The sequence below is a fragment of the Caulobacter sp. BK020 genome, assembly GCF_004342605.1.
GTDB lineage: Bacteria > Pseudomonadota > Alphaproteobacteria > Caulobacterales > Caulobacteraceae > Caulobacter.
Window position 1 is genome coordinate 170,397 of record NZ_SLZL01000010.1, and the last position, 23,500, is coordinate 193,896.

22 protein-coding genes are annotated in these 23,500 nt (G+C 69.2%); 8 read left to right on the forward strand and 14 right to left on the reverse strand.

Translation table 11 applies throughout. The features are described 5' to 3' along the window. The first annotated feature begins 58 nt into the window (after positions 1-58). The gene (locus tag EV278_RS14390) at positions 59-1,531 is read left to right on the forward strand and encodes a M20 family peptidase (protein ID WP_132092771.1); all 1,473 of its coding nucleotides are present in this window, start codon (positions 59-61) and stop codon (positions 1,529-1,531) included. A 220-nt stretch (positions 1,532-1,751) separates the two neighbouring features. On the opposite strand, the gene EV278_RS14395 is transcribed toward EV278_RS14390, so the two are convergent. The 7 genes from EV278_RS14395 to phnC all read right to left on the reverse strand — a co-directional run bounded on the left by EV278_RS14395 (position 1,752) and on the right by phnC (position 8,830). Next, complete coding sequence (locus EV278_RS14395; RefSeq protein ID WP_132092608.1) at positions 1,752-1,976, reverse strand: hypothetical protein; 225 nt, start codon at positions 1,974-1,976, stop codon at positions 1,752-1,754. 35 nt (positions 1,977-2,011) lie between these two features. Continuing rightward, a complete protein-coding gene (locus EV278_RS14400; protein ID WP_132092611.1) occupies positions 2,012-3,304 on the reverse strand; it encodes a hemolysin family protein in 1,293 nt (430 codons plus the stop codon). 111 nt (positions 3,305-3,415) lie between these two features. Then, positions 3,416-4,459, reverse strand: coding sequence for a substrate-binding domain-containing protein (locus EV278_RS14405; RefSeq protein ID WP_132092614.1), 1,044 nt, complete (start codon positions 4,457-4,459; stop codon positions 3,416-3,418). A gap of 70 nt (positions 4,460-4,529) precedes the next feature. Next, complete coding sequence (locus tag EV278_RS14410) at positions 4,530-5,816, reverse strand: porin (protein WP_132092617.1); 1,287 nt, start codon at positions 5,814-5,816, stop codon at positions 4,530-4,532. Positions 5,817-5,975: 159 nt separating this feature from the next. Next, on the reverse strand, positions 5,976-6,791 hold the full coding sequence (gene phnE / locus EV278_RS14415; protein ID WP_132092620.1) for a phosphonate ABC transporter, permease protein PhnE: 816 nt from the start codon (positions 6,789-6,791) through the stop codon (positions 5,976-5,978). Positions 6,792-6,980: 189 nt separating this feature from the next. Continuing rightward, a complete protein-coding gene (gene phnD / locus EV278_RS14420; RefSeq protein ID WP_132092623.1) occupies positions 6,981-8,021 on the reverse strand; it encodes a phosphate/phosphite/phosphonate ABC transporter substrate-binding protein in 1,041 nt (346 codons plus the stop codon). Continuing rightward, entirely contained in the window at positions 8,018-8,830 is an 813-nt protein-coding gene (gene phnC, locus EV278_RS14425; protein ID WP_132092627.1) for a phosphonate ABC transporter ATP-binding protein, read from the reverse strand. The genes phnD and phnC overlap by 4 nt, the downstream gene beginning before the upstream one ends. Before the next feature lie 305 nt (positions 8,831-9,135). Here phnC and EV278_RS14430 point away from each other — a divergent pair, with 305 nt between their 5' ends. The 6 genes from EV278_RS14430 to EV278_RS14455 all read left to right on the forward strand — a co-directional run bounded on the left by EV278_RS14430 (position 9,136) and on the right by EV278_RS14455 (position 14,311). After that, entirely contained in the window at positions 9,136-10,395 is a 1,260-nt protein-coding gene (locus EV278_RS14430; RefSeq protein ID WP_132092630.1) for a type III PLP-dependent enzyme, read from the forward strand. A gap of 290 nt (positions 10,396-10,685) precedes the next feature. Continuing rightward, the gene (locus EV278_RS14435; RefSeq protein ID WP_132092633.1) at positions 10,686-11,738 is read left to right on the forward strand and encodes a deoxyhypusine synthase; all 1,053 of its coding nucleotides are present in this window, start codon (positions 10,686-10,688) and stop codon (positions 11,736-11,738) included. 60 nt (positions 11,739-11,798) lie between these two features. Further along, positions 11,799-12,572, forward strand: a complete 774-nt coding sequence (locus EV278_RS14440) for a phosphatase PAP2 family protein (RefSeq protein ID WP_132092636.1) — start codon at positions 11,799-11,801, stop codon at positions 12,570-12,572. A gap of 53 nt (positions 12,573-12,625) precedes the next feature. Continuing rightward, complete coding sequence (locus EV278_RS14445; RefSeq protein WP_132092639.1) at positions 12,626-13,111, forward strand: Fur family transcriptional regulator; 486 nt, start codon at positions 12,626-12,628, stop codon at positions 13,109-13,111. Positions 13,112-13,141: 30 nt separating this feature from the next. Next, positions 13,142-13,324: a hypothetical protein gene (locus tag EV278_RS14450; protein WP_132092774.1), complete on the forward strand. Its 183-nt coding sequence runs from the start codon at positions 13,142-13,144 to the stop codon at positions 13,322-13,324. A gap of 36 nt (positions 13,325-13,360) precedes the next feature. Further along, on the forward strand, positions 13,361-14,311 hold the full coding sequence (locus EV278_RS14455) for a thioesterase family protein (RefSeq protein WP_132092642.1): 951 nt from the start codon (positions 13,361-13,363) through the stop codon (positions 14,309-14,311). Positions 14,312-14,378: 67 nt separating this feature from the next. Here EV278_RS14455 and EV278_RS14460 read toward each other — a convergent pair whose 3' ends face one another. Both EV278_RS14460 and EV278_RS14465 read right to left on the reverse strand, forming a co-directional pair. Next, complete coding sequence (locus tag EV278_RS14460; protein WP_132092645.1) at positions 14,379-15,287, reverse strand: alpha/beta hydrolase; 909 nt, start codon at positions 15,285-15,287, stop codon at positions 14,379-14,381. Between the two features lie 227 nt (positions 15,288-15,514). After that, a complete protein-coding gene (locus tag EV278_RS14465; protein ID WP_132092648.1) occupies positions 15,515-16,306 on the reverse strand; it encodes an SH3 domain-containing protein in 792 nt (263 codons plus the stop codon). Between the two features lie 96 nt (positions 16,307-16,402). Here EV278_RS14465 and EV278_RS14470 point away from each other — a divergent pair, with 96 nt between their 5' ends. Further along, positions 16,403-17,278: a crotonase/enoyl-CoA hydratase family protein gene (locus EV278_RS14470; RefSeq protein WP_132092651.1), complete on the forward strand. Its 876-nt coding sequence runs from the start codon at positions 16,403-16,405 to the stop codon at positions 17,276-17,278. Positions 17,279-17,375: 97 nt separating this feature from the next. Here the strand turns inward: EV278_RS14470 and EV278_RS14475 are convergent, their stop codons facing one another. The 5 genes from EV278_RS14475 to EV278_RS14495 form a co-directional block, all read right to left on the reverse strand. After that, complete coding sequence (locus tag EV278_RS14475; protein ID WP_243692204.1) at positions 17,376-18,905, reverse strand: carboxylesterase family protein; 1,530 nt, start codon at positions 18,903-18,905, stop codon at positions 17,376-17,378. A gap of 290 nt (positions 18,906-19,195) precedes the next feature. Then, positions 19,196-20,440: a pentapeptide repeat-containing protein gene (locus EV278_RS14480; protein ID WP_132092654.1), complete on the reverse strand. Its 1,245-nt coding sequence runs from the start codon at positions 20,438-20,440 to the stop codon at positions 19,196-19,198. Positions 20,441-20,509: 69 nt separating this feature from the next. Next, entirely contained in the window at positions 20,510-21,469 is a 960-nt protein-coding gene (locus tag EV278_RS14485) for a magnesium transporter CorA family protein (protein WP_132092657.1), read from the reverse strand. Between the two features lie 65 nt (positions 21,470-21,534). Continuing rightward, complete coding sequence (locus tag EV278_RS14490) at positions 21,535-22,239, reverse strand: CHAP domain-containing protein (protein WP_132092660.1); 705 nt, start codon at positions 22,237-22,239, stop codon at positions 21,535-21,537. Positions 22,240-22,306: 67 nt separating this feature from the next. After that, positions 22,307-23,404: an acyltransferase gene (locus EV278_RS14495; RefSeq protein ID WP_132092780.1), complete on the reverse strand. Its 1,098-nt coding sequence runs from the start codon at positions 23,402-23,404 to the stop codon at positions 22,307-22,309. Between the last annotated feature and the right edge of the window lie 96 nt (positions 23,405-23,500).

The window sequence follows — 23,500 nt, forward strand, 5'->3', positions numbered from 1 at the left end:
TTGGCACGCTTCTCAACTCGTCGCACAGTCCTCGAAACAGATGTTCGGGGGAACGGCCATGGGCTGGACGGGCAAGGCGGCGCTGACGGCCGTGGGGCTGGTGCTGGCGGTCGGGGCCGTGGTGGCGGTGCGGACGGCGACCTTCAAGGCGCCCGTGGCCGACACCTCGGGCGTCCACCTGGCCTCGGCCCGTCCGGTCGACGCCGGCCTGGCCGCCCGGCACCTGGGCGAGGCCGTGCGCTTCCGGACCGTCAGCCACCAGGACCCGGCCGAGGACCAGCCGGCCGAGTGGGACAGGCTGCACGCCTGGCTGCAGGCGACCTATCCCGACGCCCACCGGGCGATGGGCCGCGAGGTCGTGGCCGGCCAAGCCCTGGTCTACACCTGGCCCGGAACCGACCGGAGCCTGGCCCCGATCGTGCTGATGGCCCACCAGGACGTGGTGCCGGTCACCCCCGGCAGCGAGGGGGCGTGGACCCATCCGCCGTTCGACGGCGTGGTCGCCGACGGCGCGGTCTGGGGCCGGGGCGCGATCGACGACAAGGGCAGCCTGGTCACGCTGTTCGAGGCGCTGGACGGCCTGGCCAAGGCCGGCTTCGTCCCCAGGCGCACGGTGATCGTGGTCAGCAGCCACGACGAGGAGGTGCGCGGCGGCGGGGCTCGGGCGGCGGCGGCCCTGCTGAAGTCGCGCGGCGTGAAAGCCCAGTTCGTGCTCGACGAGGGCATGGTGGTGGTCGAGGACCATCCGGTGACCAACAAGCCCGTGGCGCTGATCGCCACCGCCGAGAAGGGCTACGCTACCCTGACCGTGACGGCCCCGGCGGTCGGCGGCCACTCGTCGGCCCCGCCGGCCCGGACCGGGGTGACCACCCTGGCCAAGGCGGTGCTGGCCATCGCCGATCATCCGTTCCCGATGCGGTTCAGCGGCCCGGGCGCGGACATGCTGAAAAGCCTGGCGCCGCACAGCTCGACGACGATCAGGATGGCGGCGGCCAACACCTGGCTGTTCTCACCGCTGCTGGTCAGCCAGACCGCCAAGACCCCGGCCGGGGCGGCCATGCTGCACACCACCATCGCCCCGACCATGCTGAAGGGCTCGCCCAAGGAGAACGTGCTGCCGCAGGACGCCACGGCCTGGATCAACTACCGCATCGCGCCGGGCGACAGCTCGGTGCAGGTGATGGCCCGGGCCAGGGACGCGGTCGGCGACCTGCCGGTCAGGCTGGCCTGGGTGAAGACCCCGGACGAGCCCAGCAAGGTGTCGTCCACCACCTCCGAAGGCTGGAAGACCCTGGCCGCCCTGGCCGGCGACGAAAGTCGCGCCCCCGTCGCCCCGGCCCTGATGACCGCCGCCAGCGACAGCCGCTACATGGGCCCGATCGCCGACGACATCTACCGCTTCCAGCCCCTGCGGTTGTCGGTCAAGGACACCGAGATGATCCACGGCACGAACGAGCACATGACCATCGCCAATGTCGAACGCATGGTGCGGTTCTACCAGCGCCTGGTGGAGACGGCGGCGAGCCGGTAGGGGGGCCGGTGGAAGAGACGAGATTGCGGCGGCGGAGCTAGTTGAGGACGCGGACTCAAGGAACGCTTCCCCCATCTCGCCGTCATCCCGGGCCTTGTGCCGGGAACCCTGTATCCACCGCAGGTGCGGGGGTTTGGCGCGCTGGCGCCATTTCGCTTCACCGTCAGCTGGACCAGGGTTCCCGGGCACAAGGCCCGGGATGACGGTTCTATAAGAACGCTCAGTCCTTGCGATCAGGCAGTTTGGTGACCGCCAGGAGACATAGCCCGCCGACAAGGAAGACGACTGCTAGTCCAAGCCAGATCGAAAGATCGATCCCGGTTTCCTGCACCCACTCCCGTGCGGTCCGGTGCCGGTTGCCGAAGGGCCATATGAACATGCCGGCGCCGACGGCCATCAAGATGAACGCCGCCCAATCGCCGATCTTTCTTGTCAGGCTCTTCATTGACGCGGGGCGCTTTCTTTCGACAGGCCCACGCCCTACTCCTTCGCCACGCAGCGCAGGATCAGCTTGTCGATCCGCGAGCCGTCCATGTCGACGACCTCGGCGTCGAAGCCACCCAGGGGCACGATCTCGCCCTCGCGGGGGATGCGGCCCAGGCGGTCGAGGATCAGGCCGGCCACGGTGTGGTAGCCGCCCTCGGCCTCGAAGCTCTCGCCCAGGGCGTCGTTCAGCTCCTGGATGTCGAGGCGGGCGTCGACCAGCCAGGTGCCGTCCTCGCGGCGCAGGATGCGGCTGTCGCTCTCGTCGTGGTTCTCGGGGAAGTCGCCGGCGATCATTTCCAGCAGGTCCAGCGGGGTGATCGCCCCCTGGATCGAGCCGAACTCGTCGACCACCAGGGCCATGTGCAGCGGCGTCGACTTGAACACCGCCATGGCCCGCAGCAGCGACATGGTCTCGGGGATGGCGATCGGCTGCTGGACGTGGGCCTTGATGTCGATGGCCTCGCCGCCCAGGCAGGCGTCCAGCAGGTCCTTCTTGAGGATCACGCCGATGTCGCCGTCCAGGTCGCCCTGGCTGGCCACCACGATGCGCGAATAGGGGCAGTCGCGGATCTCGGCCAGGATCTGGTCCTGGCTGTCGGTCAGCGAGATCCAGAACAGGTCGCGGCGCGGGGTCATGGCCACGCGGACCGGACGGTCGCCCAGGCGCAGCACCTCCTGGATCATCGAGCGCTCCTCGGGCTCGATCAGGCCGGCGTCGGCGCCTTCGGCCAGGACGGTCTCGACCTCCTCGGCGGTGATGTCGTTGGTCCGCTCGTCGCGCACGCCCATCAGCTTGAGGATGCCGGCGGTCGAGACCGTCAGCAGGGTGACGAACGGGCGCAGCACCGTGGCCACCACGGCCAGGAACGGCGACATCCGACGGGCGATCACGTCCGGGAACAGCAGGGCCAGGCGCTTGGGCACCAGCTCGCCCAGGATCACCGAGACATAGGTCAGGCCGATCACGACGATGGTGGTGGCGATCGCCTCGGAATGGGGCCCGACCACCGGCTTGTCCTTCAGCCAGGCGTCCAGGGCCCCGGCGATGGTGGCCTGGCCATAGGCGCCGGCCAGGATGCCGATCAGGGTGATGCCCACCTGCACGGCCGACAGGAACCGGGTGGGATGCTCGGCCATGGCCAGGGCCAGCTTGGCGCCCTTGTCACCGCGGTCGGCGAAGGTCTGCAGCCGGGCGCGGCGGGCCGAGACCACCGCCAGTTCGGACATGGAGAACACCCCGTTCAGGAGAACGAGGAGCAGGACGACGGCGAGCGCGAGGAGGATCATGGCCCTTCAGGGTTGGCGCGACCCAGGCGGGCGCGGTGGCCCAGTATACAAAAGAAAACGCCGCGGCCCACTGGGGACCGCGGCGTCGCCTTGTCGGACGCTGTTTCGGCCTTACTGAGCCGGACGCGCCATCGCCGTCTTGTTGGCGGCGACTTGCTTCTGGGCTTCGTGCTGGCCGGGGGGCAGCGGGATCAGGCCACGGCCTTGCAGATAGCCGCCGCGACCGGTCGCCGCGTCGGAGGTGAACTCCTGCACGAACTCGGCCAGGCCCGGCGTCACGCCGATATTGGCCTTCTTGACGTAGATGTAGAGCGAGCGCGACAGCGGGTAGGAGCCGTCGGCGATCGTCTGGGCCGAGGGACGCACGCCGTTGACCGACGCGCCCTTGATCTTGTCCATGTTCTCTTCGAGGTAGGACCAGCCGAAGACGCCCAGCGAGCCGGGGGTCTTGGTCAGGGTGCCGACGATGGCGTTGTCGTTCTCGCCGGCGTCGATCCAGCCGTCGTTACGCAGCGGGTCGACCAGGGCCTTGAACTTCTTCTCGTTGTCGCCGCGGATCGCGTCGGCGGTCGGGAACTTGCGGGCGCCGGCCTCGATGGCCAGTTCGACGAACGCGTCGCGGGTGCCCGAGGTGGGCGGCGGGCCGTAGACGTTGATGCGGTTGCCCGGCAGGCCCGAGCCGATCTCGTCCCAGGTCTTGTACGGGTTGGCGACGAACTGGCCGCCCTTCAGCACTTGCTTGGACAGGCCCAGGTACAGGTGCTCGGTCTTGAAGTTGTAGTCGGCGCCGTCCTTGTCGGTGGCGATCACGATGCCGTCGAAGCCGATCTTGATGGCCACGATGTCCTTGACGCCCTTGGCGGCGCAGGCGTCGAATTCCGACTTCTTCATCGGGCGCGAGGCGTTGGCGATGTCCGGGAAGCCTTCGCCGGCGCCCGAGCAGAACAGCTTGATGCCGCCGCCGGTGCCGAGGCTTTCGACCTTCGGAGCCTTCTTGCCGGTCTTCTTGGCGAAGTTTTCGGCGGTGCGGGTGGCGAACGGGAACACGGTCGACGAACCGGCGGCCCAGACGTAGTCGCGGGCGGCGTGGGCGGGGGCGGCGGCGAGGCCCGACAGGGCGACGGCGGCGGCCGCGCAGGAAAGCAGCTTCTTCATGGAGGACTCCTGGAGTCTCTGGAGCGTTGTGAGAAGGTCGGGCCGCCCCGGAGAGGGCGGCCCGTGGGTCTTAGAAGTCCAGCTGGGCGCGCAGCTGGAATTGCTTGATGTCCGTGCCGCGGCCGACGACGACCGGATCGACCGAGCCGTCGGTGTAGTTGGCCTGGAAGCGGACATAGGCGGTCGGGTAGTAGTTCACGCCCAGGGTCCAGGCGGTGTACTTGCCGGCGTCCTGCGACAGGGTCTTGCTGGCCGCGGTCGAGGCGGTCTTGTAGGCCTCGGTCAGGTCGGCGTAGTCGTAGCGCAGGGCCAGTTCGACGCCGCCGAAGCCGCCGGCGGTGATCGGGTTCAGGATCTTCGGACGCTTGATCTCGCCGGCGACCGGATCGTAGTTGCGGGTCTCGCCGGTCGGCCAGAAGCTGACGAAGGCGTAGCCCACCTTGATGTCCGGGTTGGAGCCCGGGGCCGTGGTGGCCAGGCGCTCGACCGAGATGTTCGAATATTCGCCCTGGACCGAGAACGGACCGTGGATCCAGGCGCCTTCGGCGGCCAGGGTGGTGTCGCGGTCGGCGATGGCGCCGGTCTTGTAGTACAGGCCGTTGGTGCCGTAGTTGGTGTCCGGGCGGCCCTGGTAGTTGAAGGCGCTTTCGTTGCCGTGGTTGCGGTAGCGGGCCGAGACGGCCAGGTGGACCTTGTCGGTGTCGCTCAGCAGCGGGGCGTAGTGGACGCGGCCGGTGAAGCCCAGGCGCTCTTGCGAGTTCTGGTTGGTGTTGGTGGCCGACGAGGTGTTGTTGATGTCGGCGTTGTTGATGCTGTCGCCCTGGACGGCGCCGGTGACGCTCCAGTTGGGGCCCTGCACCTTGCCCACGACGCTCAGCAGGTAGCTGTCGACGCCGAAGTCACCGTACGGACCGCGGTCCATGAAGGTGGTGAAGCGGGTCGAGGTCAGGTTTTCCAGGCCGGTGGCCTTGACGTTGCCGATCAGGATCGACGTCATTTCGGTCGGCTTGACCTCGATGACCACGTCGTCCCAGGTCGGGTTGTTGCCGTTCACCCAGCCGCCTTCGGCCTTGTAGGCGATATAGTTGTTCAGCTTGCCTTCGACGCCGAGGAACACCTGGCGACCACGGATGTTGCTGGTCTTGTAGTCGGTCGCCGCGCCTTCGCGGTCGACGTCCTGGAACACGCCGTCGATCAGGATCCGGCCGCGGACCTTGAAGTAGACGTCGTCGTTGGTCCATTGCGGAGCGCCCTTCCAGGCGATCGTGTTGTCTTGCGCGTGAGCCGCGACGCCGAGGCCGCAGGCCAGCATGGCGCCCAGCGCCGCGCCGCAGACCAGCGAGGTCTTGTTCCGCATGTGAGAATTCCCCTTAAGGCTTTGCCCCCTGCCCGTTGGTCCGGATCAGGTAGGAGCGCTTTACGGGGGTCCCGTGACGGTTCCGCCACCCTTTGATGACAGACCGATGACAAGCCTTTTCAAGGCGTTAATTGTGGCCCCCGGGCCACAGAACGGTCCCTAAAGCAGACGTGTGCGGATGATCTGCGACAACAGGTCGATCAGCGAGACGGCCACCACGATGACGAGAACGATGCAGCCGGTCTGGTCGTACTGGAAGCCGTTGATCGAATCGAGCAGCACCTGGCCCACGCCGCCGGCCCCGATCAGACCCAGGACGGTCGCCGACCGGCTGGAGCTTTCGAAGCGGTAGAGCGCATAGCTGGTCCACAGCGGCGCGACCTGCGGGATCACCCCCCAGACCACCTCGGCCAGCTTGATCGCGCCGGTCGCCCGCACGCCCTCGACCGGACCCTTGTCGATCGACTCGACCGCCTCGGCGAACAGCTTGGCCAGCACCCCGCCGGTGTTGAACATCAGGGCCATGACCCCGGCGAACGGGCCCAGGCCCACGGCGGTGATGAAGATCAGCGCCACCACCAGGTCGGGGATCGAGCGGATCAGGTCCAGCAGGCGGCGCACCGGCTGCTGGATCCACCACGGGCTGATGTTGCGCGCCCCCAGCAGGCCCAGCGGGATGGCCACGACGATGGCCAGGGCCGTGCCCCACAGCGCCATCTGGATCGTCTGCCACATCTTGCCGATGTACAGCTCCCAGTCGGCGGCCATGAACGCCTTGGGATCGCCGAACGGCGAGAAGAAGCCGCTGGCGAAGCCCTGCATCTTGCTGGCGTCGGTGAACAGCTGCGGGAACTTGTCGATCTCGGCCGGCTTGAAGCTGACCACCAGCAGGGCGATCACCCCGCCCCACAGCAGCAGGTCGAAGGCCCGCGCCGAGAGCGGCTTGCTGGGCGGGGGCGGGATCGTGTCGCTCATGGCTGTTGGCTCATGGGAGGCTCAGGCTTCTCTCCTTGAAACCCCTTTGATCCGCTCATCCCGGCGAACGCCGGGACCCAGATCATAAGACGGGGTTTCTCGGATGAATCCTGGAGGCTCAGGCTGGATCTGGGTCCCGGCGTTCGCCGGGATGAGCGGATGGATGTTGGTGCATCAGAGCATCGCCCCCTAATTGGCCGGCGCGGCCAAGCCGGCCTTGCCTTCGGCGGCCAGGCGCTCGGCCTTGATGCCGGCCAGGGACTTTTCCGCCGCCGCCAGCTTGGCCTTGTCGCCGGACTCGCGGGCCAGGCCCACGTTCTCCAGCGCCTCCATCTCGCGCACCACCAGCAGGTGGGTGTCGTCGGCCGGCTTGAACCCGCCCATCGACAGCCGCGCCAGGTTCTTGCGCTGCTGGGCCGCCACCGGGGTGTCGCCCTGGCCGTAGGTCAGGAAGAACTGGCGCAGCTTTTCCTTGACCACCGGGTCGAGGTCCTTGCGCCAGACGATCGGGTCCTCGGGCAGGGTCGGCGACTCCCAGATCACCTTGACCTTCCTGGCCTGGGCCCCGCCCTTGGCGTACTCGTTCAGGCGCAGGGCCGTGGTGTTGTTGGTCGCCGCGTCCAGCTTGTGGTTGGCCACCGCGAACAGGTTGGCGTCATGGCTGGCGCTGAGCACGGTCTTGAAGCAGGTCTCGGGCTTCTTGTCGGCCGGGATGAACAGGTAGGTCATCGGCGCCAGGGTGCCCGAGGTCGACTTCTTGTCGCCGATGCCGAAGTTCAGGCTCTTGTCGCACTTGAGCAGGCCCTCGACCGTCAGCTTGCTGTCGGCCGGGACGATGATCACCGACTTGTAGCCGTCGACCCCCGACGGGTCGAAGGTGCGGGCGAAGACCTCGCCGCCCGAGCGGCGCACCGCCTCCAGGCCCGAGGCGTTGGAGAACCAGCCCACGTCGGTCTGCTTGGCGCCCATGGCCACGATCAGCGACGAATAGTTGGACGAGAAGAACGGCTTCACCTTCATGCCGGTCGACGTCTCCATGTCGGCCAGGATGGGCTTCCAGTAGCTCTCCATGTTCTGGGCCGACTCGGTCGACAGGATCGAGAACACGATCGTGTCCTTGGGCGCGGCCGGGCCGGCGGCCTTGTTGTCCCCGCACGCGGCGAGCGTCAGGGCGGCGAGGAGGCCGAGGCCGGCGACCCCAAGGCGCGAGATTGCGGTGCGGCGGATCATTGCGGGGCTCCTTCCCAGAACACGTCCTCGAATTCCGGGCCGTAGATGTCGATGAGTTTCGCGCGGTCCAGGCCCGCGGTCGGGCCGTCATAGACCTTCCGGCCGGCCTTCAGCGCCACCACCCGGTCGCAGTAGCGCAGGGCGTAGTCGACCTGGTGCAGGGTGACGACCACGGTCAGGCCGTCGGTCTTGTTCAGATCACGGAGGATTTCCATGACCTTGCGCGCCGAGACCGGGTCCAGCGAGGCGACCGGCTCGTCGGCGAGGATGATCTTGGCCTTCTGGACCAGGGCCCGGGCGATGGCCCCGCGCTGCTGCTGGCCGCCCGACAGGGTGTTGGCGCGCTGGGCGGCGTAGTCGGCCACGCCCACCCGGTGCAGGGCGGCCATGGCCGCCGCCTTGGTCTCGGCCGGCCAGGCCCCGAACAGGCCGCGCAGCGTGCCGATCCGCCCCAGCGAGCCCAGGGCGACGTTGGTGAACAGGGTCAGGCGGCCGACCAGGTTGAACTGCTGGGCGATGAAGCCGATGCGGATGCGCGCCTTGCGCACCTGGTCGCTGACCTTGCCCCGGGCCTGGACCGGTCCGCCGAAGGCGGTGATGACCCCGTCTCCCGCATTACCCTCCGGGGGGGCGTCCACGGTCTGCAGGCCGTCGATCGAGCGCAGCAGGGTCGACTTGCCCGAACCCGACGGGCCGATGAGGGCGATCATCTCGCCGCGACCCACGTCGAGCGAAACGGCGTCCAGCGCCCGGCGCGACCCGAAGGTCTTGGAGGCGGCGCGGATCGAGAGAACAGGGTCCGACGTCATGGTCGGGGCGAATCCTTACCGTGGTTTCAGGCGCTGGGAAATGCGTTCGTCGGTTTGGGGCATGGACGCAACGGATTTGTGACGGACGGTGGATCGATTACCCAGCCCGGCCTGGGCGGGGCGGGATGCAAACCGCGCCGAAAGCTTGGCCGGGACGGCGGCTTGCCCGTGCGCAAGGCCCGCGTCCAAAAGACTCTTTACATCCTCTGGCTATGACCCTATTTCGCTCGCTCCGGCGGACCCGAAGTCCTCATAAGCGCTGCTAACGCCGGCCTGGGTTTAACTTCTGCAGGGGTCTACGTGAATTGCACACGTACCATAATCCCCTGGACCTGGTCCGTGAGCGGTCACCGGAACGTCCCGTCGCACTCGTGCGGCCAGACGCGGTTTCCGTAGCGGCGCGCTGGTTCCAGGCTGAATTCAAAGGCGATGTCTTTTACGCGGTGAAGGCCAACCCTTCGCCATGGGTGATCCGCGAGCTGGCGGACGCCGGCGTCCGGTCCTTCGATGTCGCCTCGCTGAACGAGGTCGAGCTGGTCACCCAGCACGCCCCCGGCTCGCGCATGGCCTTCATGCACCCGGTGAAAAGCCGCGTGGCGATCTCGGCCGCCTATTTCGATCACGGCGTGCGGACCTTCTCGTTCGACACCCATGAGGAACTGGCCAAGATCCTGGACGCCACCGGCCAGGCCAAGGATCTGAACCTGATCGTCCGCATGGGCGTCCAGGCCGACGGCGCGGCCTACAGCCTGGCGGGCAAGTTCGGCGTCGAGCCGCACAACGCCCCGGCCCTGCTGCTGGCCGCCCGCCGTTCGACCCAGGACCTGATGGGCGTGTCGTTCCACGTCGGCAGCCAGTGCATGCGCCCCACCGCCTACCAGGCGGCCATGGCCCAGGCCTCGCGCGCCCTGGTGCGGGCCGGCGTACTGGCCGACGTCGTCGACGTGGGCGGCGGCTTCCCGTCGATCTATCCCGGCATGGTGCCGCCCGACATGTCCGAATACCTGGCCGCCATCGACCGGGGCTTCGCCGACATGATGGTCCACGAGACCACCGAGCTGTGGTGCGAACCGGGCCGGGCCCTGGTGGCCGAGGCCTCGTCCCTGCTGGTCAAGGTCGAGCTGAAGAAGGGCGACGCGCTGTATCTGAACGACGGCTCGTACGGCTCGCTGTTCGACGCCGCCCACATGAAGTGGCCTTTCCCGGTCAAGCTGTACCGCAAGAACGGCGAAGTGGTGGAAGAGGGCCTCAAGCCCTTCCGCTTCTACGGCCCCACCTGCGACAGCGTCGACCACATGCCCGGCCCGTTCTACCTGCCGGAAAGCGTCGACGAGGGCGACTATATCGAGATCGGCATGCTGGGCGCCTATGGCGTGGCCATGTCGACCCGCTTCAACGGCTTCGGAGAAACCGACACCGCCCAGGTTTCGGACGCCCCGATGGCCTCGATGTACGGCCTGGCCAAGCGCTCGATCGCCACGCCCCGGCCCGAGGCCGAGGAACGCAAGATCGTCCGCTTCTCGCGCCCCAAGGGCGCGGCCGGCAAGAAGCGGCGGCGTCGATAGGGCTGCTCCGCCGTGCGTCCTTCGAGGCTCGCCGGCGGCGAGCACCTCAGGATGAGGACCTCACCGCACTGAATTCCTCATCCTGAGGCGCCCACGCAGTGGGCCTCGAAGGACGCACGACGCGAAAACGTCACTAAGCGCCGTGACAAATCTGAGTTAAACCGCGCGCCGCATCCATCGCTTGAGCGTTTGGACACGAACCGCATTTCCCCATTACCCCCGTCGGTCGCTCCGTCCCGGCGAAGGGTTCCTATCAACGACGGGCGTCCAAAGTCAGGGAAACCGAAGCGATGAACGCTCCCGTTCCGAACAACACCAAGGCCGAGCTTCTCCAGACCGTCGTCGAGCATATCGACATCACCGCGTTCGACGCCCGCCCGATCATCGACTCCATGCGCAAGATGTCGTTCAGCTCGCGCGACACCGCCCGCGCCGCCGACATCTTCAACATGGCCCTGGCCGACAAGGACTGCTCGCCGTGGCTGATCCTGGCCGGCTCCACCTCGGCCGGCGGCTGCATGCACGTCTACCGCGACATGGTGAAGAACGGCATGATCGACGCCGTGGTCGCCACCGGCGCCTCGATCGTCGACATGGACTTCTTCGAGGCCCTGGGCTTCAAGCACTATCAGGCCGCCGGCCCGGTCGACGACAACGTGCTGCGCGACAACTATATCGACCGCATCTACGATACCTATATCGACGAGGAAGAGCTCCAGAACTGCGACCACACGATCCTGGAGATCTGCAACCGCCTGGAGCCGCGCGCCTATTCCTCGCGCGAGTTCATCTGGGAGATGGGCAAGTGGCTGTCGGAAGGCAACGCCAAGAAGCCCGGCTCGCTGATCCAGACCGCCTATGAAGAAGGCGTGCCGATCTTCTGCCCGGCCTTCGTCGACAGCTCGGCCGGCTTCGGCCTGGTCAAGCACCAGAAGGAGCGCATCGCCGCCAAGCAGCCCTATCTGATGATCGACGCGGTCGCGGACTTCCGTGAACTGACCGACATCAAGATCGCGGCCGGCACCACCGGCCTGTTCATGGTCGGCGGCGGCGTGCCCAAGAACTTCGCCCAGGACACCGTGGTCTGCGCCGAGATCCTCGGCGTCGAGGCCGACATGCACAAGTACGCGGTGCAGATCACCGTGGCCGACGTGCGCGACGGCGCCTGCTCGTCGTCGACGCTGAAGGAAGCCGCCTCGTGGGGCAAGGTCTCGACCACCTATGAACAGATGGTGTTCGCCGAAGCCACCACCGTGGTGCCGCTGATCGCCTCGGACGCCTATCACCGCGAGCACTGGAAGGGCCGCGAAAAGCCGCGCTGGCAGAAGCTGTTCGGCAAGTAGGCTTGATACGGAAGAACCGAGACTGCAGGGTCCCCGAAGTTTGCTTCGGGGACCTTTTTCATGCGCGTCGGCTTGATGATCGGGATGACCGCCCTGGCGCTGGCCGGCTGCGCCAGCCTGACAGGGTCCCAGGCCGATCCCTACCTGGCCAAGGGCGCCTATGACGCGCGCCAGGCCGTGCCGCCGCCCCCGCCCGCCGGATCCGCCGCCGACCAGCGGGACCGGGCGGTGTTCCTGGCCACGCGGCGGCTGAAGGACACCCCCCGCTGGTCGCTGGCCAGGCAGGACGCCCACAAGGCCGGGATCGTCGACGCCTACAGCTGCGCCCTCGGCGTGACGCCCAGCCGCCAGGCCACGCCGCGGCTGGCGGCGCTGCTGCAGCGGGTCGGTCGCGACGTGCGCCCGGCCGTGGCGGCGCCCAAGCGGCTCTACGACCGCAAGCGTCCCTACCAGGTCCAGCCGGGCGCGATCTGCGTGCGCAGCGGCCTGGTCACCGCCCTGACGCCCGACTATCCGTCCGGCCACGCCACCTGGGGCTGGACCGTCGGCCTGGTCCTGGCCAAGGCCCAGCCGGAGCGGGCCGAGGCCATCCTGGCTCGCGCCCGGGCCTATGGCGAAAGCCGGGTGGTCTGCGGCGTGCACAACGCCTCCTCGGTCGAGGCCGGCCGGCTGAACGCCGCCGCCCTGGTCAGGACCCTGGATACCTCGCCCGCCTTCACCGCCGACCTGGCCGCCGTCGGCCGCGAGCTGGACGCCGCCCGGGCGGCCGGCCTCGTCCCCGATGCCGCCCGCTGCGCGGCCGAGGCGGCGGTGCTGGCCCAGCGACCGTACTGACCGGGGACGCCAACGCGGTTGCAACGGGCCCTCACCGGCTCTACCTCTTGGCCATGGCCCATCACGCCGCGTGCGATCACGACCACCACAACCACGGCGTCGCCGGTTCCGCCCTCGCGGCCGAGCTGGACGCCGCCGAGGCGCGCTGCGGCGCCGTCGACCAGCGCCTGACCGCCCCGCGCCGCCGGGTGCTGGAACTGCTGCTGCAGGCGGGCCAGCCGGTGAAGGCCTACGACCTGATCGCCAGCTTCGCTGTCGACGGTCCCCCCGCCAAGCCGCCCACCATCTACCGGGCCCTGGACTTCCTGGAGAAGCAGGGCTTCGCCCACCGGATCGAGAGCCTCAACGCCTATGTCGCCTGCCGCAAGGAGGCCGACGGCCACGCCGCCGCCTTCCTGATCTGCGACTGCTGCGGCGCTACCCGCGAGATCGAGCCCAAGGCCAGCGCCGAGATCATCGCCGCCGGCGCCGCCGCCGGCTATGCCCTGACCGGCGTGACCATCGAGGCCCACGGGCTGTGCGCGGATTGCAAGGGGTGACGCGGGCGCGTTGAGCGGCGGACGGAAGACATTTGCTCCCTCTCCCAAAGGGAGAGGGTTGGGGAGAGGGGTTACCGCGTCGGACGGAGCGCCGGCACGCCGTCCAGCCTCGTAACCCCTCTCCCTCCCATCGCTTCGCGACGGGCCCCTCCCTCTCCCAAGGGAGAGGGTGAACCAAAGGCTCGATTGCGGAATCTCGACAAACCCCGCTAGACTCGAACATCCGTTCACCCGCACCGAGACGACGCCATGACGACCGAACAGGCCGCCTTACCCGGCGTCGAGATCTGGCGCGGCGGGGTCAACACCTGGGACTGCGACGAGATGGGGCACATGAACGTGCGCTTCTATGTCGCCCGGGCCATGGAGGGGCTGGCCGGGCTGGCGGCCGAGCTGGGCCTGCCGCACGCCTTCTCGCCCTGGGCCAACGCCACCCTGATGGTCCGCGAGCAGCACATCCGCTTCCTGCGCGAGGCCCATGCCGGGGCGGCGCTGCACATGCTGGGCGGGGTGATCGCGATTTCCGAGACCGAGGCCCGGGTGCTGCAGCTGCTGGTCCACACCGCCACCGGCCAGCTGGCGGCCACCTTCCAGACGACGATCGCCCACGTCACCCCGCGCGAGGGCGAGGCCTTTGCCTGGCCGCGCATCGTCCACGAGCGGGCGGCGGCGCTGAAGGTCGAGCCGCCGGAGCAGGCCCAGGCCCGCAGCCTCGACCTGTCGCCCTTTACCCCGACCGCCAGCCTGGCCCGCGCCGAGGCCCTGAACCTCAAGCGCATCGGCCTGGGCGCCCTGTCGCCGGCCGATTGCGACGTGTTCGGACGAATGCGCGCCGAGTACTTCATCGGCCGGGTCTCGGACGGCATCGGAGCCTTCATCGGTCCGTTCCGCGACATCGTGGTCGGCCACGCCGAGCCTCGGCCGGCCCGGGTCGGAGGGGCGGTTCTGGAGTACCGCCTGGCTCAGCTGGCCTGGCCCCGGGCCGGCGACCGGGTCGAGGTGCGCTCCGGCCTGGTCGGGACCCAGGGCTCGGCGATGCACGTGGCGCACTGGCTGCTGGACCCGACCACCGGCCAGCCCTGGGGCACGTCGGAAGCCGTGGCGGTCACCTTCGACCTCGACGCCCGCAAGGTGGCGCCGATCAGCGACGCGGCGCGGGCCGAGCTGATGACCCACGCGGTGGCGGGGCTGGCGCTGTAGGCCGAACAAGGATCAGGCGCAGCGCGCGGTCCTTGTCCTTCGCGCCCAGGTCGGATGACGATAGGCCCTAGCCCGCCGCCATCTCGAAGATCGCCTCGCGCGCCAGGTCGGGACGCTCCATCGGCAGGAAGTGGCTGGCGCCGGTCACCGTCTCGACGCGGATCGACGGATGGCGGCGCATCACGCCCGCGCCGTCGCCGACGTGGCAGGTCGAGCCCTTCTCGGCCTTGAGCACCCGCGCCGGGCAGCGGATGCGGCCCATGGCCCGCCAGGGATCATGGGCCTGGGCGGCGTAGTTGGAGGCCTCCCAGGCCGGCGCGCAGGCCAGCTCGACCTTGCCGTCGTCGCGATCCTTGAAGCCGCCGCCGACATAGTCGGCCAGCATGGTCTCGGGCCAGGTCCTGAACGCCCCACGGCCGCGATAGGCGGCGAAGGCGGCCTCGCGGTTGTCGAACACCGCCCGGCGGCGCAGCGCGCCCTGCACCAGCGGCAGATGCCGCCACAGGGCGCCGGACGTCCAGGGCATGTGGGCGTAGAAGGCCAGGATCCGCGGCATGATCACCGGGTCGAGCAGGACCAGGCCGCGCACCTTTTCCGCCGCCGCGGCGGCGGCCAGCAGGCTGACTGTGCCGCCCATCGAATGGCCGGCCAGCACCACGGCCCCCTGGTCCAGCACGGCCAGCAGGGCCAGCAGATCGTCGCGCAGGTCCAGCCAGTTCCGGCGATGGTCCGGATCGGCCGCCAGGCGGCTGGAGCCGTGGCCGCGCTGGTCGACCGCCAGGATCCGCAGGCCGGCCGACAGCGGGGCCAGCAGGGCGCGGTAGGTCTGGCCGTTGAAGCCGTTGGCGTGGACGAAGACCACGTCCACCGGCCGGTCGGCGGGGCCGAACTCCAGCACCGCCATCTCGCCGGCCCCGGCGCGGCTGGCGATCGGGATGAAGCGTCGGCGAGGTTCCCGGAAGACGGCCGCGTCCATGGCGGAAGGGCTCCTGTTGCGGCGGCTGGTTCCTAGGTTAGGCCCGCGGGGCGACCTCGTCCATGGAGGGCCGACGAAACCGGCATGGGCCATGCCCTTGCCCCCACCTGGCCGCTGCGCGGCCTGTCCGCCCCCACAGGGGGCGGAGCCTTCACCGCGCGGCTCTTCCCCCTATGGGGGAAGACGACCGCGCAGCGGTCCGTAGGGGGCAAGGAATCAGCCCCCGATCAGGCCGCCGTCAGCCGCCACTCGCCGCGGTCGTCCTTGCAGGCGCTGTAGCGCTCGGTGGTCGGGCGGTCGCCCCGGGTGCTGATCGAGGCGTTGATGATCCGGCAGCTGGGCTCGGGGCCGTAGCCGCTCTGGTTCAGCAGCGCGGCCGAGACATAGCCGACGCCGTAGCCGTCACGTCCCACCAGCAGCCAGTTGCTGCCCGGCGCCCCGCCCAGCACCTCGACCCGCTGGCCGGCCGACAGCTTGCCGACCACCTTGCCGGTGGTCGAGGGGCTGGAGCGCAGGTTGGCGGTCCCGCGGGCGGTGTAGTCGCCGCCGACCGCGTCGTAGCTGCGCAGCACCAGGACGCCGCGCTCGAAGCGCAGGGTGTCGCCGCTGATCGGCGGGCCGTAGGACGAGGACACCACGTCGATGCGGCCCGAGGCGCCGGTGCGCGAATTGCTCCAGCTCTCCGAGCGACCGCTGTCCAGGGCGCGCTTGGTGGCCTGCTGGGCCATGGCCTGGTCGGTCGACTGCATCCGGCAGCCGATATAGGCCCCGGCCGCCGCGCCGGCCGCCGCGCCCAGCACCGTGCCCAGGGTCTTTTCGTTCTTGCTGACCGCACGGCCGACCAGGGCCCCGGCGGCGGCGCCGATCAGGGCCCCGCCCTCCTGCTTCTTGCCCGAGCCTTCGCAGCCGAACAGGCCGCTGATCCCCCGCGACTGGGCCGCGGCCGGCGGCGGCGCGGCGACCAGCGAGGCGAGGACGGCGCCGACGCCGAGCGTGGCGGCGAACGAGTGTTTGGCCATGGGGAAGGTCTCCTTTGGAAAGCGGCGGGCCCTCGACGGAAGGCCCGTTGGCGCCCGACGCCCCCGTGATACAAACTGATCAACGATAAGGGAGAAATGAGCGTGCCGGACAAGCCAGACTATAGCTGCTTCGATGTCGAGATCGAGACAGGCGTGGCGCATCTGCGCCTGAAACGCCCCGAGGCCCTCAACACCATGACCCGGGCGTTCTGGAACGAGCTGCCGGCCATCATCCGCGACATCGACGACAACGCCCGCGCCCGCTGCATCGTCATCTCCTCGACCGGCAAGCATTTCTGCGCCGGCATGGACCTGTCGGTGTTCACCGACGGCGAGGGCGTGACCAATCTTGTCAATGGGGGCGGCGAGCCCGCCGACCGCTTCGTGGCCGCCGAGAGCTTCCGCCGGCATGTGCACCACCTGCAGGGCACGTTCAGCTGCCTGGACGAGGCGCGGATGCCGGTGATCGCCGCCATCCAGGGCGGCTGCATCGGCGGGGCAGTCGACTTCACCAGCGCCTGCGACATCCGCTACGCCAGCGCCGACGCCTTCTTCACGATCCACGAGATCAATATCGGCATGACCGCCGACGTCGGCACCTTCCCGCGCCTGTGCAAGCTGATCCCCGAGGGCTGGGTGCGGGAGCTGGCCTACACCGGCCGGCGGCTTCCGGCCGCTCGGGCGCGTGACATCGGCCTGGTCAACGAGGTGCTGCCCACCCACGAGGAGGTCGTCGCCCACGCCCTGGCCACCGCCCGCGAGATCGCCAGCAAGTCGCCCCTGGCCGTGGCCGGCAGCAAGGTGATGATCAACTACGCCCGCGACCATTCGATCCGGGACGGGCTGGACTACATCGCCACCTGGCAGACCGGCATGTTCTCGCCGCCGCACATGCTGGAAGCCTTCCAGGCCAAGGCCCAGAACCGCGAGCCGGTCTATCCGGACCTCGTGCCGGTCAGGAAGCGGATGTAGGGGGCTGGGGGGCGGCTTCGGGTCACTGCCAGATGCTGGGCCGCCTCCAAAACGCGACCTTCGCCAGCGATACCGTCCGGCGGGGAGGCTGCATCCGCTATCGAAAGGCCGACAGGTCCGGGAGCGGATGGGCCTGGAGTTCGGCGTCGTCGCCGATCGCCCGTATGGACGCGTTGGATCCATCGAACGCCGGCCACGCCGGCAGCCCCTGGCCCGCCGGGCTTCCAGTTCGCGCGAACTGGATCACGGTGTCGGCCAATTGGTTCGCCAGCCGCCGATCTTCCGCGGTCCAGGCCCGCGGGTCCACGGCGAGATTGTCGAGCAGGTACTGGATTTCGACACCGTGACCGGCGCCGCAGCCCCAGGAGCACGGGGTCGGCGGTTCCGCGGGACGGTGGGCGAAGTAGTAGACATAGGACTTCGAGCGGCCGTAGTTGGCCTGCAAGGCCGCCCAGCGCACCATTCGCCAGCCCCACCAGTCATTGGTCAGCTGGTTGATGGAGGCAAGAGCCTCGGCGTCGGTCGCGCCGGGATAGGCGGCCAGCATTCGATCGGACGGCGGATAGCCTAGGAGCTTGGCCATCTGGTCGCGGCGACCGGCGGCGGTGGACGCGCCGGCGTCCAGGTAGAACGCCGTCAGGTCCTTGCCCTCCTCGGCGGTCCATCCCACCAGCAGGGGCACGTCGTTTTGGTCGTGGTTGCGGTAGGTGGTGGTCAAGTCGGCGCGCAGCAGATGGCCGTCGACATGCACGCGCGGCGTCCAGGCCTGCTTCTGCAGTTCCCCAACGCTCAGCTTGCGTAGATCCGCCAGGCGTTCAGCCCCGACCGCTCGGGCGAAGGCCAAGCCCTTGGCTTCGGCGGCGGGCGTGCGGTCGAAGCGGTGATCGTCCTCCGGGCTAATCGGCATCGCATCGTTGCCGCTCTCGGCGATGGCGCGCTGAAACAGGCCCTTGGCCAGGGGAGACGCCACCAACAGCGCGACCGATTCCCCTCCCGAGGAATTCCCCATGATCGTCACCCGTTCGGGGTCGCCGCCGAAAGCCGCGATGTTCGCCCTAACCCAGCGCAGCGCCGCGATCTGGTCGAGAATGCCTTGGTTTCCGGACAGATGTTCGGGCGACTCCGCGCTGAGTTCCGGAGACGCATAGAAGCCGAATATGCCCAGGCGGTAATTGATGGTGACCACGACGGCCCCGCGCTTGGCCAGGTTGGCGCCGTTCTGGACCGGCACAGCGGCGGCGCCGCTGTCCATGGCCCCGCCGTGGATCCAGACGATGACCGGCAGGCCCTTGGCCTTTGCCGGCGCCCAGAGGTTCAGATACAGGCAGTCTTCGCTCTTGGGATTGGGTATCCAGGTCGCCGTCTGGGCGCAGGCGGGGGAGAAGTCGCGCGCCGGCCTCTCGCCAGCCCACGCGACGACGGGTTGCGGGGGCCGCCAGCGAAGATCGCCGACCGGCGGCGCCGCGAACGGCACCCCGAAATAGGTGTTCAGAGGGCCGTCCTGCGAGCCGACGATCGCGCCGCCGGTCACCGTGACCGGAGCGGTGGCCGGCGCGGCCTGGCTGGCCTGAGACAGCAACAGGCTCAAAACGGCGGCGGCCACGGCCTTCGTCGGCAGACAGTTCACGATTTCGCTCCCCCGAACGCCAAGATCCTGGCGCACCGATTCCTCGGTTCGGAACCTCTATCGCGACTGGCCCGGGCCGTCCTCAAATTCACGCTCGTCGAAGACGTTTTGTCGCCCCATCGGCCCGCAAATGTGCGGGGTCGGAAGATCGTCGGCATGGACGGGCCCAGTCCTTCCGCCCCGGGCCGGCGATAAGGTCGGGAAAGCGCCAGATCGAGCCCTTGGTCTCCAGGCGGCGCCCGTCTCGGTCAAGACCAAACGCCCTTCCCCTCCGACCCTCGCGGCCTGTCCTACCCCTCCACCCCCTCCGGCAGTTCCGCGTTCGTCAGGTCGCAGCCCTCCAGCCGGCAGCGCGTCAGGTCGGCGTCGATCAGGCGGGCGCGGCGGGCGTCGGCGCCGCTTAGGTCGGCGCCGTGCAGGGCGGCGCGGCTGAGGTCGGTGCGCAGGACCCGGCCCTGGGCGATGGTCAGCGGGCCCAGCCGGGCGCCGGAGAGGTCGGCCCGCGACAGCCGGGCGCCGACCAGCCGCGCCCCGCACAGGTCGGCCCCGCGCAGGTTAACGCCGCGCAGGTCGGCGTCGACCAGGTTGGCGCCCTGCAGCTGGACGTTCTCAAGGTCCATGCCGAAGAACACCGCGCCCGGCGCCGACAGCCCGGCCAGCCGCCGGCCGCGCAGCCGCCGCAGCGGCCGGAAGTCGACCGCCGGGACCTTGGCCGGCGCCCCGTCGCGGCCGTCGCTCCCGACGTAGAGTTCGTGCGCCTCGAGGATCTCATGCAGGGGCGCGTCGTCGACATAGACGATCGGCGGCGGGGCGCGCAGCACCTGCGTCAGGTCGGCGCCCTCGAAGGTGGTCCCGGCCAGGTCGGCGCCGGTCAGCACCGCCCGGCGCAGCGAGGCGCCGCCCAGATCGGCGTTGTAGAGATTGGCCCGCGACAGGTTGGCGCCGTCCAGGGTGGCGCGGTTCAGCCGGGCGCCCTTCAGGCTGACCCCGGCCAGGTCGGCGTCGGTCAGGTCGGCCACCCGGGCGAAGCCGCCGCCCACCTGGGCGCCGTCCAGCCGCGCCCCGCGGGTCACGGCGTGCTCCAGCTCACCCTGGCGCGCCCGGTGCTGCAGGATCCGGAAGCCGTCGACGCTGTCCTGGGTGGCGATGACGCCCTCGCGCAGGTCGCAGCCCGACAGGTCGGCGCCGCCGAGATTGGCCCCGCGCAGGCAGGCGCCGCGCAGGTCGCAGCGCGCCAGGTTGGCCTCGCGCAGGTCTGCGTCGCGCAGGTCGGCGCCGTAGAGCGTGGCGCGGGTCAGCACCGCGCGGGCCAGCAGGGCGCCGGCCAGGCGCACGCCGGTCAGGTCGGCCTCGGAAAGGTCGACGCCCTCCAGGTTGACGTTGTCGAGATCCACATAGGAGAGGTTGGCGCGCGCCCCGCCCGGCAGCCCCTTCAGATAGCGCAGGTGCGCCTCGACCGCGGCCTTCAGCGCAGGGAGCGACAGGGCGCGGATCAGCGGCGGCTGAGATCGACCAGACAGGGCGGGGGCGGGCATGAGACGGCGCTCTTTTCCGGCGAACCGTGTCACGCCACCTTTAAGGAAACGTTCAATTCACCCGAAAGGTCAGAGCCATCCGCGTCGCTTGAACCACAGCAGCGGGCCGGCCGCGGCGACCACCATCAGGCCCAGGGCGAACGGATAGCCGTGCAGCCAGTTGAGCTCGGGCATGTGGGCGAAGTTCATGCCGTAGATCCCCGCCACCAGGGTCGGCGGCAGGAACATCACCGAGAACACCGAGAAGATCTTGAAGATCGCGTTCTGCTCGATGTTGATCAGGCCCAGGGCCGCGTCGAGCAGGAAGGTGATGTTGCCCGACAGATAGCCCGAATGGTCGGTGATCGACTGGACATCGCGCTGCAGCGACTTGAGATGGTCGCGCAGGTCCTTGTCGCCCTCGAACTGGTCGGCCAGCGAGGCGAAGCTGAGCAGGCGGGCCAGGCTGACCAGACTGTCGCGGGCCTTGGAGTTGACGATCTGGGCGCGGCCCAGGTGGTTGAGGATGGCCTCGAACGCCGCGCCGCGCGGCCGGCTGAAGATGATCCTCGACTGGGTCTCGACCTCGGCGGCGGTGCGCTCGAGGATGTCGGCGGTGCGGTCGATCACCGCGTCCAGCAGGCCCAGGAAGGTCTGGGCGCCGCCGGGGCACAGGCTGGGCTGGCGTTCGGCCTGGGCAGCGAACACCGCGAACGACTTGGGCTCGACATAGCGGATGGTCACCAGCCGGTCGCCGGTCAGCACGAAGGTGATCGGCGCGGCGGTCGGCAGGTCGCCGTCGGCGTTGACCAGCACCGTGGCGGTCATGAACGTGCCGCCGTCTTCCTGGTAGAGGCGCGAGGAGGCCTCGATCTCGGCCATTTCCTCGCGGGTGGGCAGCAGCAGGCCGATCGACTTCTCGACCGCCACCTCCTCGGCGCGGGTGGGGCTGACCAGCTCGATCCACACCGCGTCGGCGGGCAGAGCCCAGTCGGCCGTCAGGCCGCCCGGCTCGAAACCCGGCGCGCCATGGCGCAGCACCCTCAGCATGTGGATCTAGCCTCGCTCACGCCCACGAAGTCGAGCCCTGGGCATGGCCCAGAGCGCGCCCGGCGTCAACGCGGCGCTTGCGGCTTGTCGGCGTCCTGCGCCTGGCCCGAGGCCTGCGACTGGGAGATCAGGGCGGCGATGCGGTCGGTGGAGTCGGCGGCCTGGTTGATCATGTCCAGCGGCGAGCTGACCCGCACGGAGGCGGCGACCTGGTTGGCGGCGGACTTGGCCAGCGAGACGGCGGCGTTCTGGGCCAGGGCCAGCTTGCTGGTGGCGGCGGCGATCGTGACCGCCTGGTTGTTCTGGTAGATGAAGCCGTGGGTCGGATAGACGGTCGAGCCGAGATCGCGGATCGGATCGTACCAGACCTTGACCTGGCTCCAGTCGCCGGCCGGCGAGACGTCGACGACGGTGACGTCCTTCTCGATCTGGCCGCGGCCGCCGTCGATGATCGACCAGTTGGCGTGGGTCACCTGGATCACCCGGTCGGTCAGAACCTGGCTGACGAAGGCCACGTGGCCGAGGTTCATGCGGGCGGTGGGCTTGAAGCAGAGCACGGCGCCCGCGCGGGGCACGAAGCCGGTGTCGTACTTGCCGATGGCTTGCGACCACCACGTCCGGGCGTCGCCGAAGATCTGGATGCCCGACATCAGACGCGCGAACGGGACGCATTGCCAGTACCCGTCGGCCATCGCGCCGGACATCGGCACGAGGCTGATCATGGCGGCGGCGGCCAGGGAACCCCAGAGGGTTCTCGTCCGTTTCGTCATGCTGTGGGTACTCCCCCGCGTCACTGGGCTAAGGGATAACCCTGACGGGGAAAGATGAAAAGTCTGTTTATCCGGCTTTCGCCGCGGCAGGTCGACGCTGTCCCCAGCTTTTTGCCCAAGCTTTCATCCGCTCGCGGGCCGGCTTTTCGATGATGTGATACGACATCGCCGACAGCGGGACCAGTGCCGCGACAATCAACAGCCAAGCATAGAGCGGCAGTTGATCACCCTCGATCTTCAGAAGCTTGAGCGCAGCGTTGACCGCGAGGATCTTCCACGGGATGCAGATCATGTAGGTCGAGTAGCTGATCTCGCCCAGATACACGAGCGGAGCCTGGGTGGCGAACCGCGACCCGGCCGCGGCCAGGGCCGCCAGCATGACGATCAGCGCCCCCAGGGTCATGACGATGACCGGGTCCGGCGCCCGCAAATGCACGGCCAGCAGCACGGCGGCGCCCGCAAAACAGGCGCCCAGGCCGGAGAACCGGCCGGTGACGGCCCCGGAACGCCACAGGGCGTGCAGGGCGCAGCCATAGGCGAAGCACGGGACGATGCGCAGGAAGCCCCAGCGGATCGTCGCCTCGGTCAGCGGGAAGCCCGCCAACGCCTGGAAGAGCGGATAGAGGGCGGCGATCAGGGCCAGGGCCAGGCCGACGGCCAGGCGCGGCCGCGCCCGCAGCCGCCAGGCGCCCCAGGCGAAGGCCGGGAAGCTGAGATAGGCGAACCACTCGGCCGAGATCGACCACGACGGGTGGTTCCAGCCCGAAACTGGCGCGAAGCCCCAGCCCTGGACCAGCAGCAGGTTGGCCGGCAGGGCGCTCCAGGCCAGCATGTTCTGGTCGACGGCGATTCCGGCCAGGCCGGCGGCGGCGGCCATCAGCCCGACGCCCGCCAGGGTGACCAGGTGCAGCGGATAGACCCGCGCCAGCCGGTTCCACAGGAAGTCGCCATAGCGGAACCTCCCGTTCCCGACGCCCTGCAGATAGACGTGGCAGAGGATGAAGCCCGACAGGGTGAAGAACGCCTCAACCCCCAGATAGCCCTTGCCGATCATCGCCGGCGGAACCGCCGCCGAGAGGTTCGGCCAATAGTGGTACATCACCACCCAGAAAGCGGCGAAGAACCGAAGGGCCGTCAGGGGCTTGATATTGGCGGCGTCTGGCATCATCTCGACTCTCGGTTCGGCGAGGCCTGGGGGCCTCCGTCGCGTTCCTTGCATGAACGGCGCCTACGGAGGGGTAGGCGGTGGCGCGTTTTCCGA

Bases quoted from the DNA above. Each gene is read 5' to 3' on its own strand.
- EV278_RS14390 (WP_132092771.1), top strand. From the start codon at position 59: ATGGGCTGGACGGGCAAGGCGGCGCTGACGGCCGTGGGGCTGGTGCTG.
- EV278_RS14395 (WP_132092608.1), bottom strand. From the start codon at position 1,976: ATGAAGAGCCTGACAAGAAAGATCGGCGATTGGGCGGCGTTCATCTTG.
- EV278_RS14400 (WP_132092611.1), bottom strand. From the start codon at position 3,304: ATGATCCTCCTCGCGCTCGCCGTCGTCCTGCTCCTCGTTCTCCTGAAC.
- EV278_RS14405 (WP_132092614.1), bottom strand. From the start codon at position 4,459: ATGAAGAAGCTGCTTTCCTGCGCGGCCGCCGCCGTCGCCCTGTCGGGC.
- EV278_RS14410 (WP_132092617.1), bottom strand. From the start codon at position 5,816: ATGCGGAACAAGACCTCGCTGGTCTGCGGCGCGGCGCTGGGCGCCATG.
- phnE (WP_132092620.1), bottom strand. From the start codon at position 6,791: ATGAGCGACACGATCCCGCCCCCGCCCAGCAAGCCGCTCTCGGCGCGG.
- phnD (WP_132092623.1), bottom strand. From the start codon at position 8,021: ATGATCCGCCGCACCGCAATCTCGCGCCTTGGGGTCGCCGGCCTCGGC.
- phnC (WP_132092627.1), bottom strand. From the start codon at position 8,830: ATGACGTCGGACCCTGTTCTCTCGATCCGCGCCGCCTCCAAGACCTTC.
- EV278_RS14435 (WP_132092633.1), top strand. From the start codon at position 10,686: ATGAACGCTCCCGTTCCGAACAACACCAAGGCCGAGCTTCTCCAGACC.
- EV278_RS14440 (WP_132092636.1), top strand. From the start codon at position 11,799: ATGCGCGTCGGCTTGATGATCGGGATGACCGCCCTGGCGCTGGCCGGC.
- EV278_RS14445 (WP_132092639.1), top strand. From the start codon at position 12,626: ATGGCCCATCACGCCGCGTGCGATCACGACCACCACAACCACGGCGTC.
- EV278_RS14455 (WP_132092642.1), top strand. From the start codon at position 13,361: ATGACGACCGAACAGGCCGCCTTACCCGGCGTCGAGATCTGGCGCGGC.
- EV278_RS14460 (WP_132092645.1), bottom strand. From the start codon at position 15,287: ATGGACGCGGCCGTCTTCCGGGAACCTCGCCGACGCTTCATCCCGATC.
- EV278_RS14465 (WP_132092648.1), bottom strand. From the start codon at position 16,306: ATGGCCAAACACTCGTTCGCCGCCACGCTCGGCGTCGGCGCCGTCCTC.
- EV278_RS14470 (WP_132092651.1), top strand. From the start codon at position 16,403: ATGAGCGTGCCGGACAAGCCAGACTATAGCTGCTTCGATGTCGAGATC.
- EV278_RS14480 (WP_132092654.1), bottom strand. From the start codon at position 20,440: ATGCCCGCCCCCGCCCTGTCTGGTCGATCTCAGCCGCCGCTGATCCGC.
- EV278_RS14485 (WP_132092657.1), bottom strand. From the start codon at position 21,469: ATGCTGAGGGTGCTGCGCCATGGCGCGCCGGGTTTCGAGCCGGGCGGC.
- EV278_RS14490 (WP_132092660.1), bottom strand. From the start codon at position 22,239: ATGACGAAACGGACGAGAACCCTCTGGGGTTCCCTGGCCGCCGCCGCC.
- EV278_RS14495 (WP_132092780.1), bottom strand. From the start codon at position 23,404: ATGCCAGACGCCGCCAATATCAAGCCCCTGACGGCCCTTCGGTTCTTC.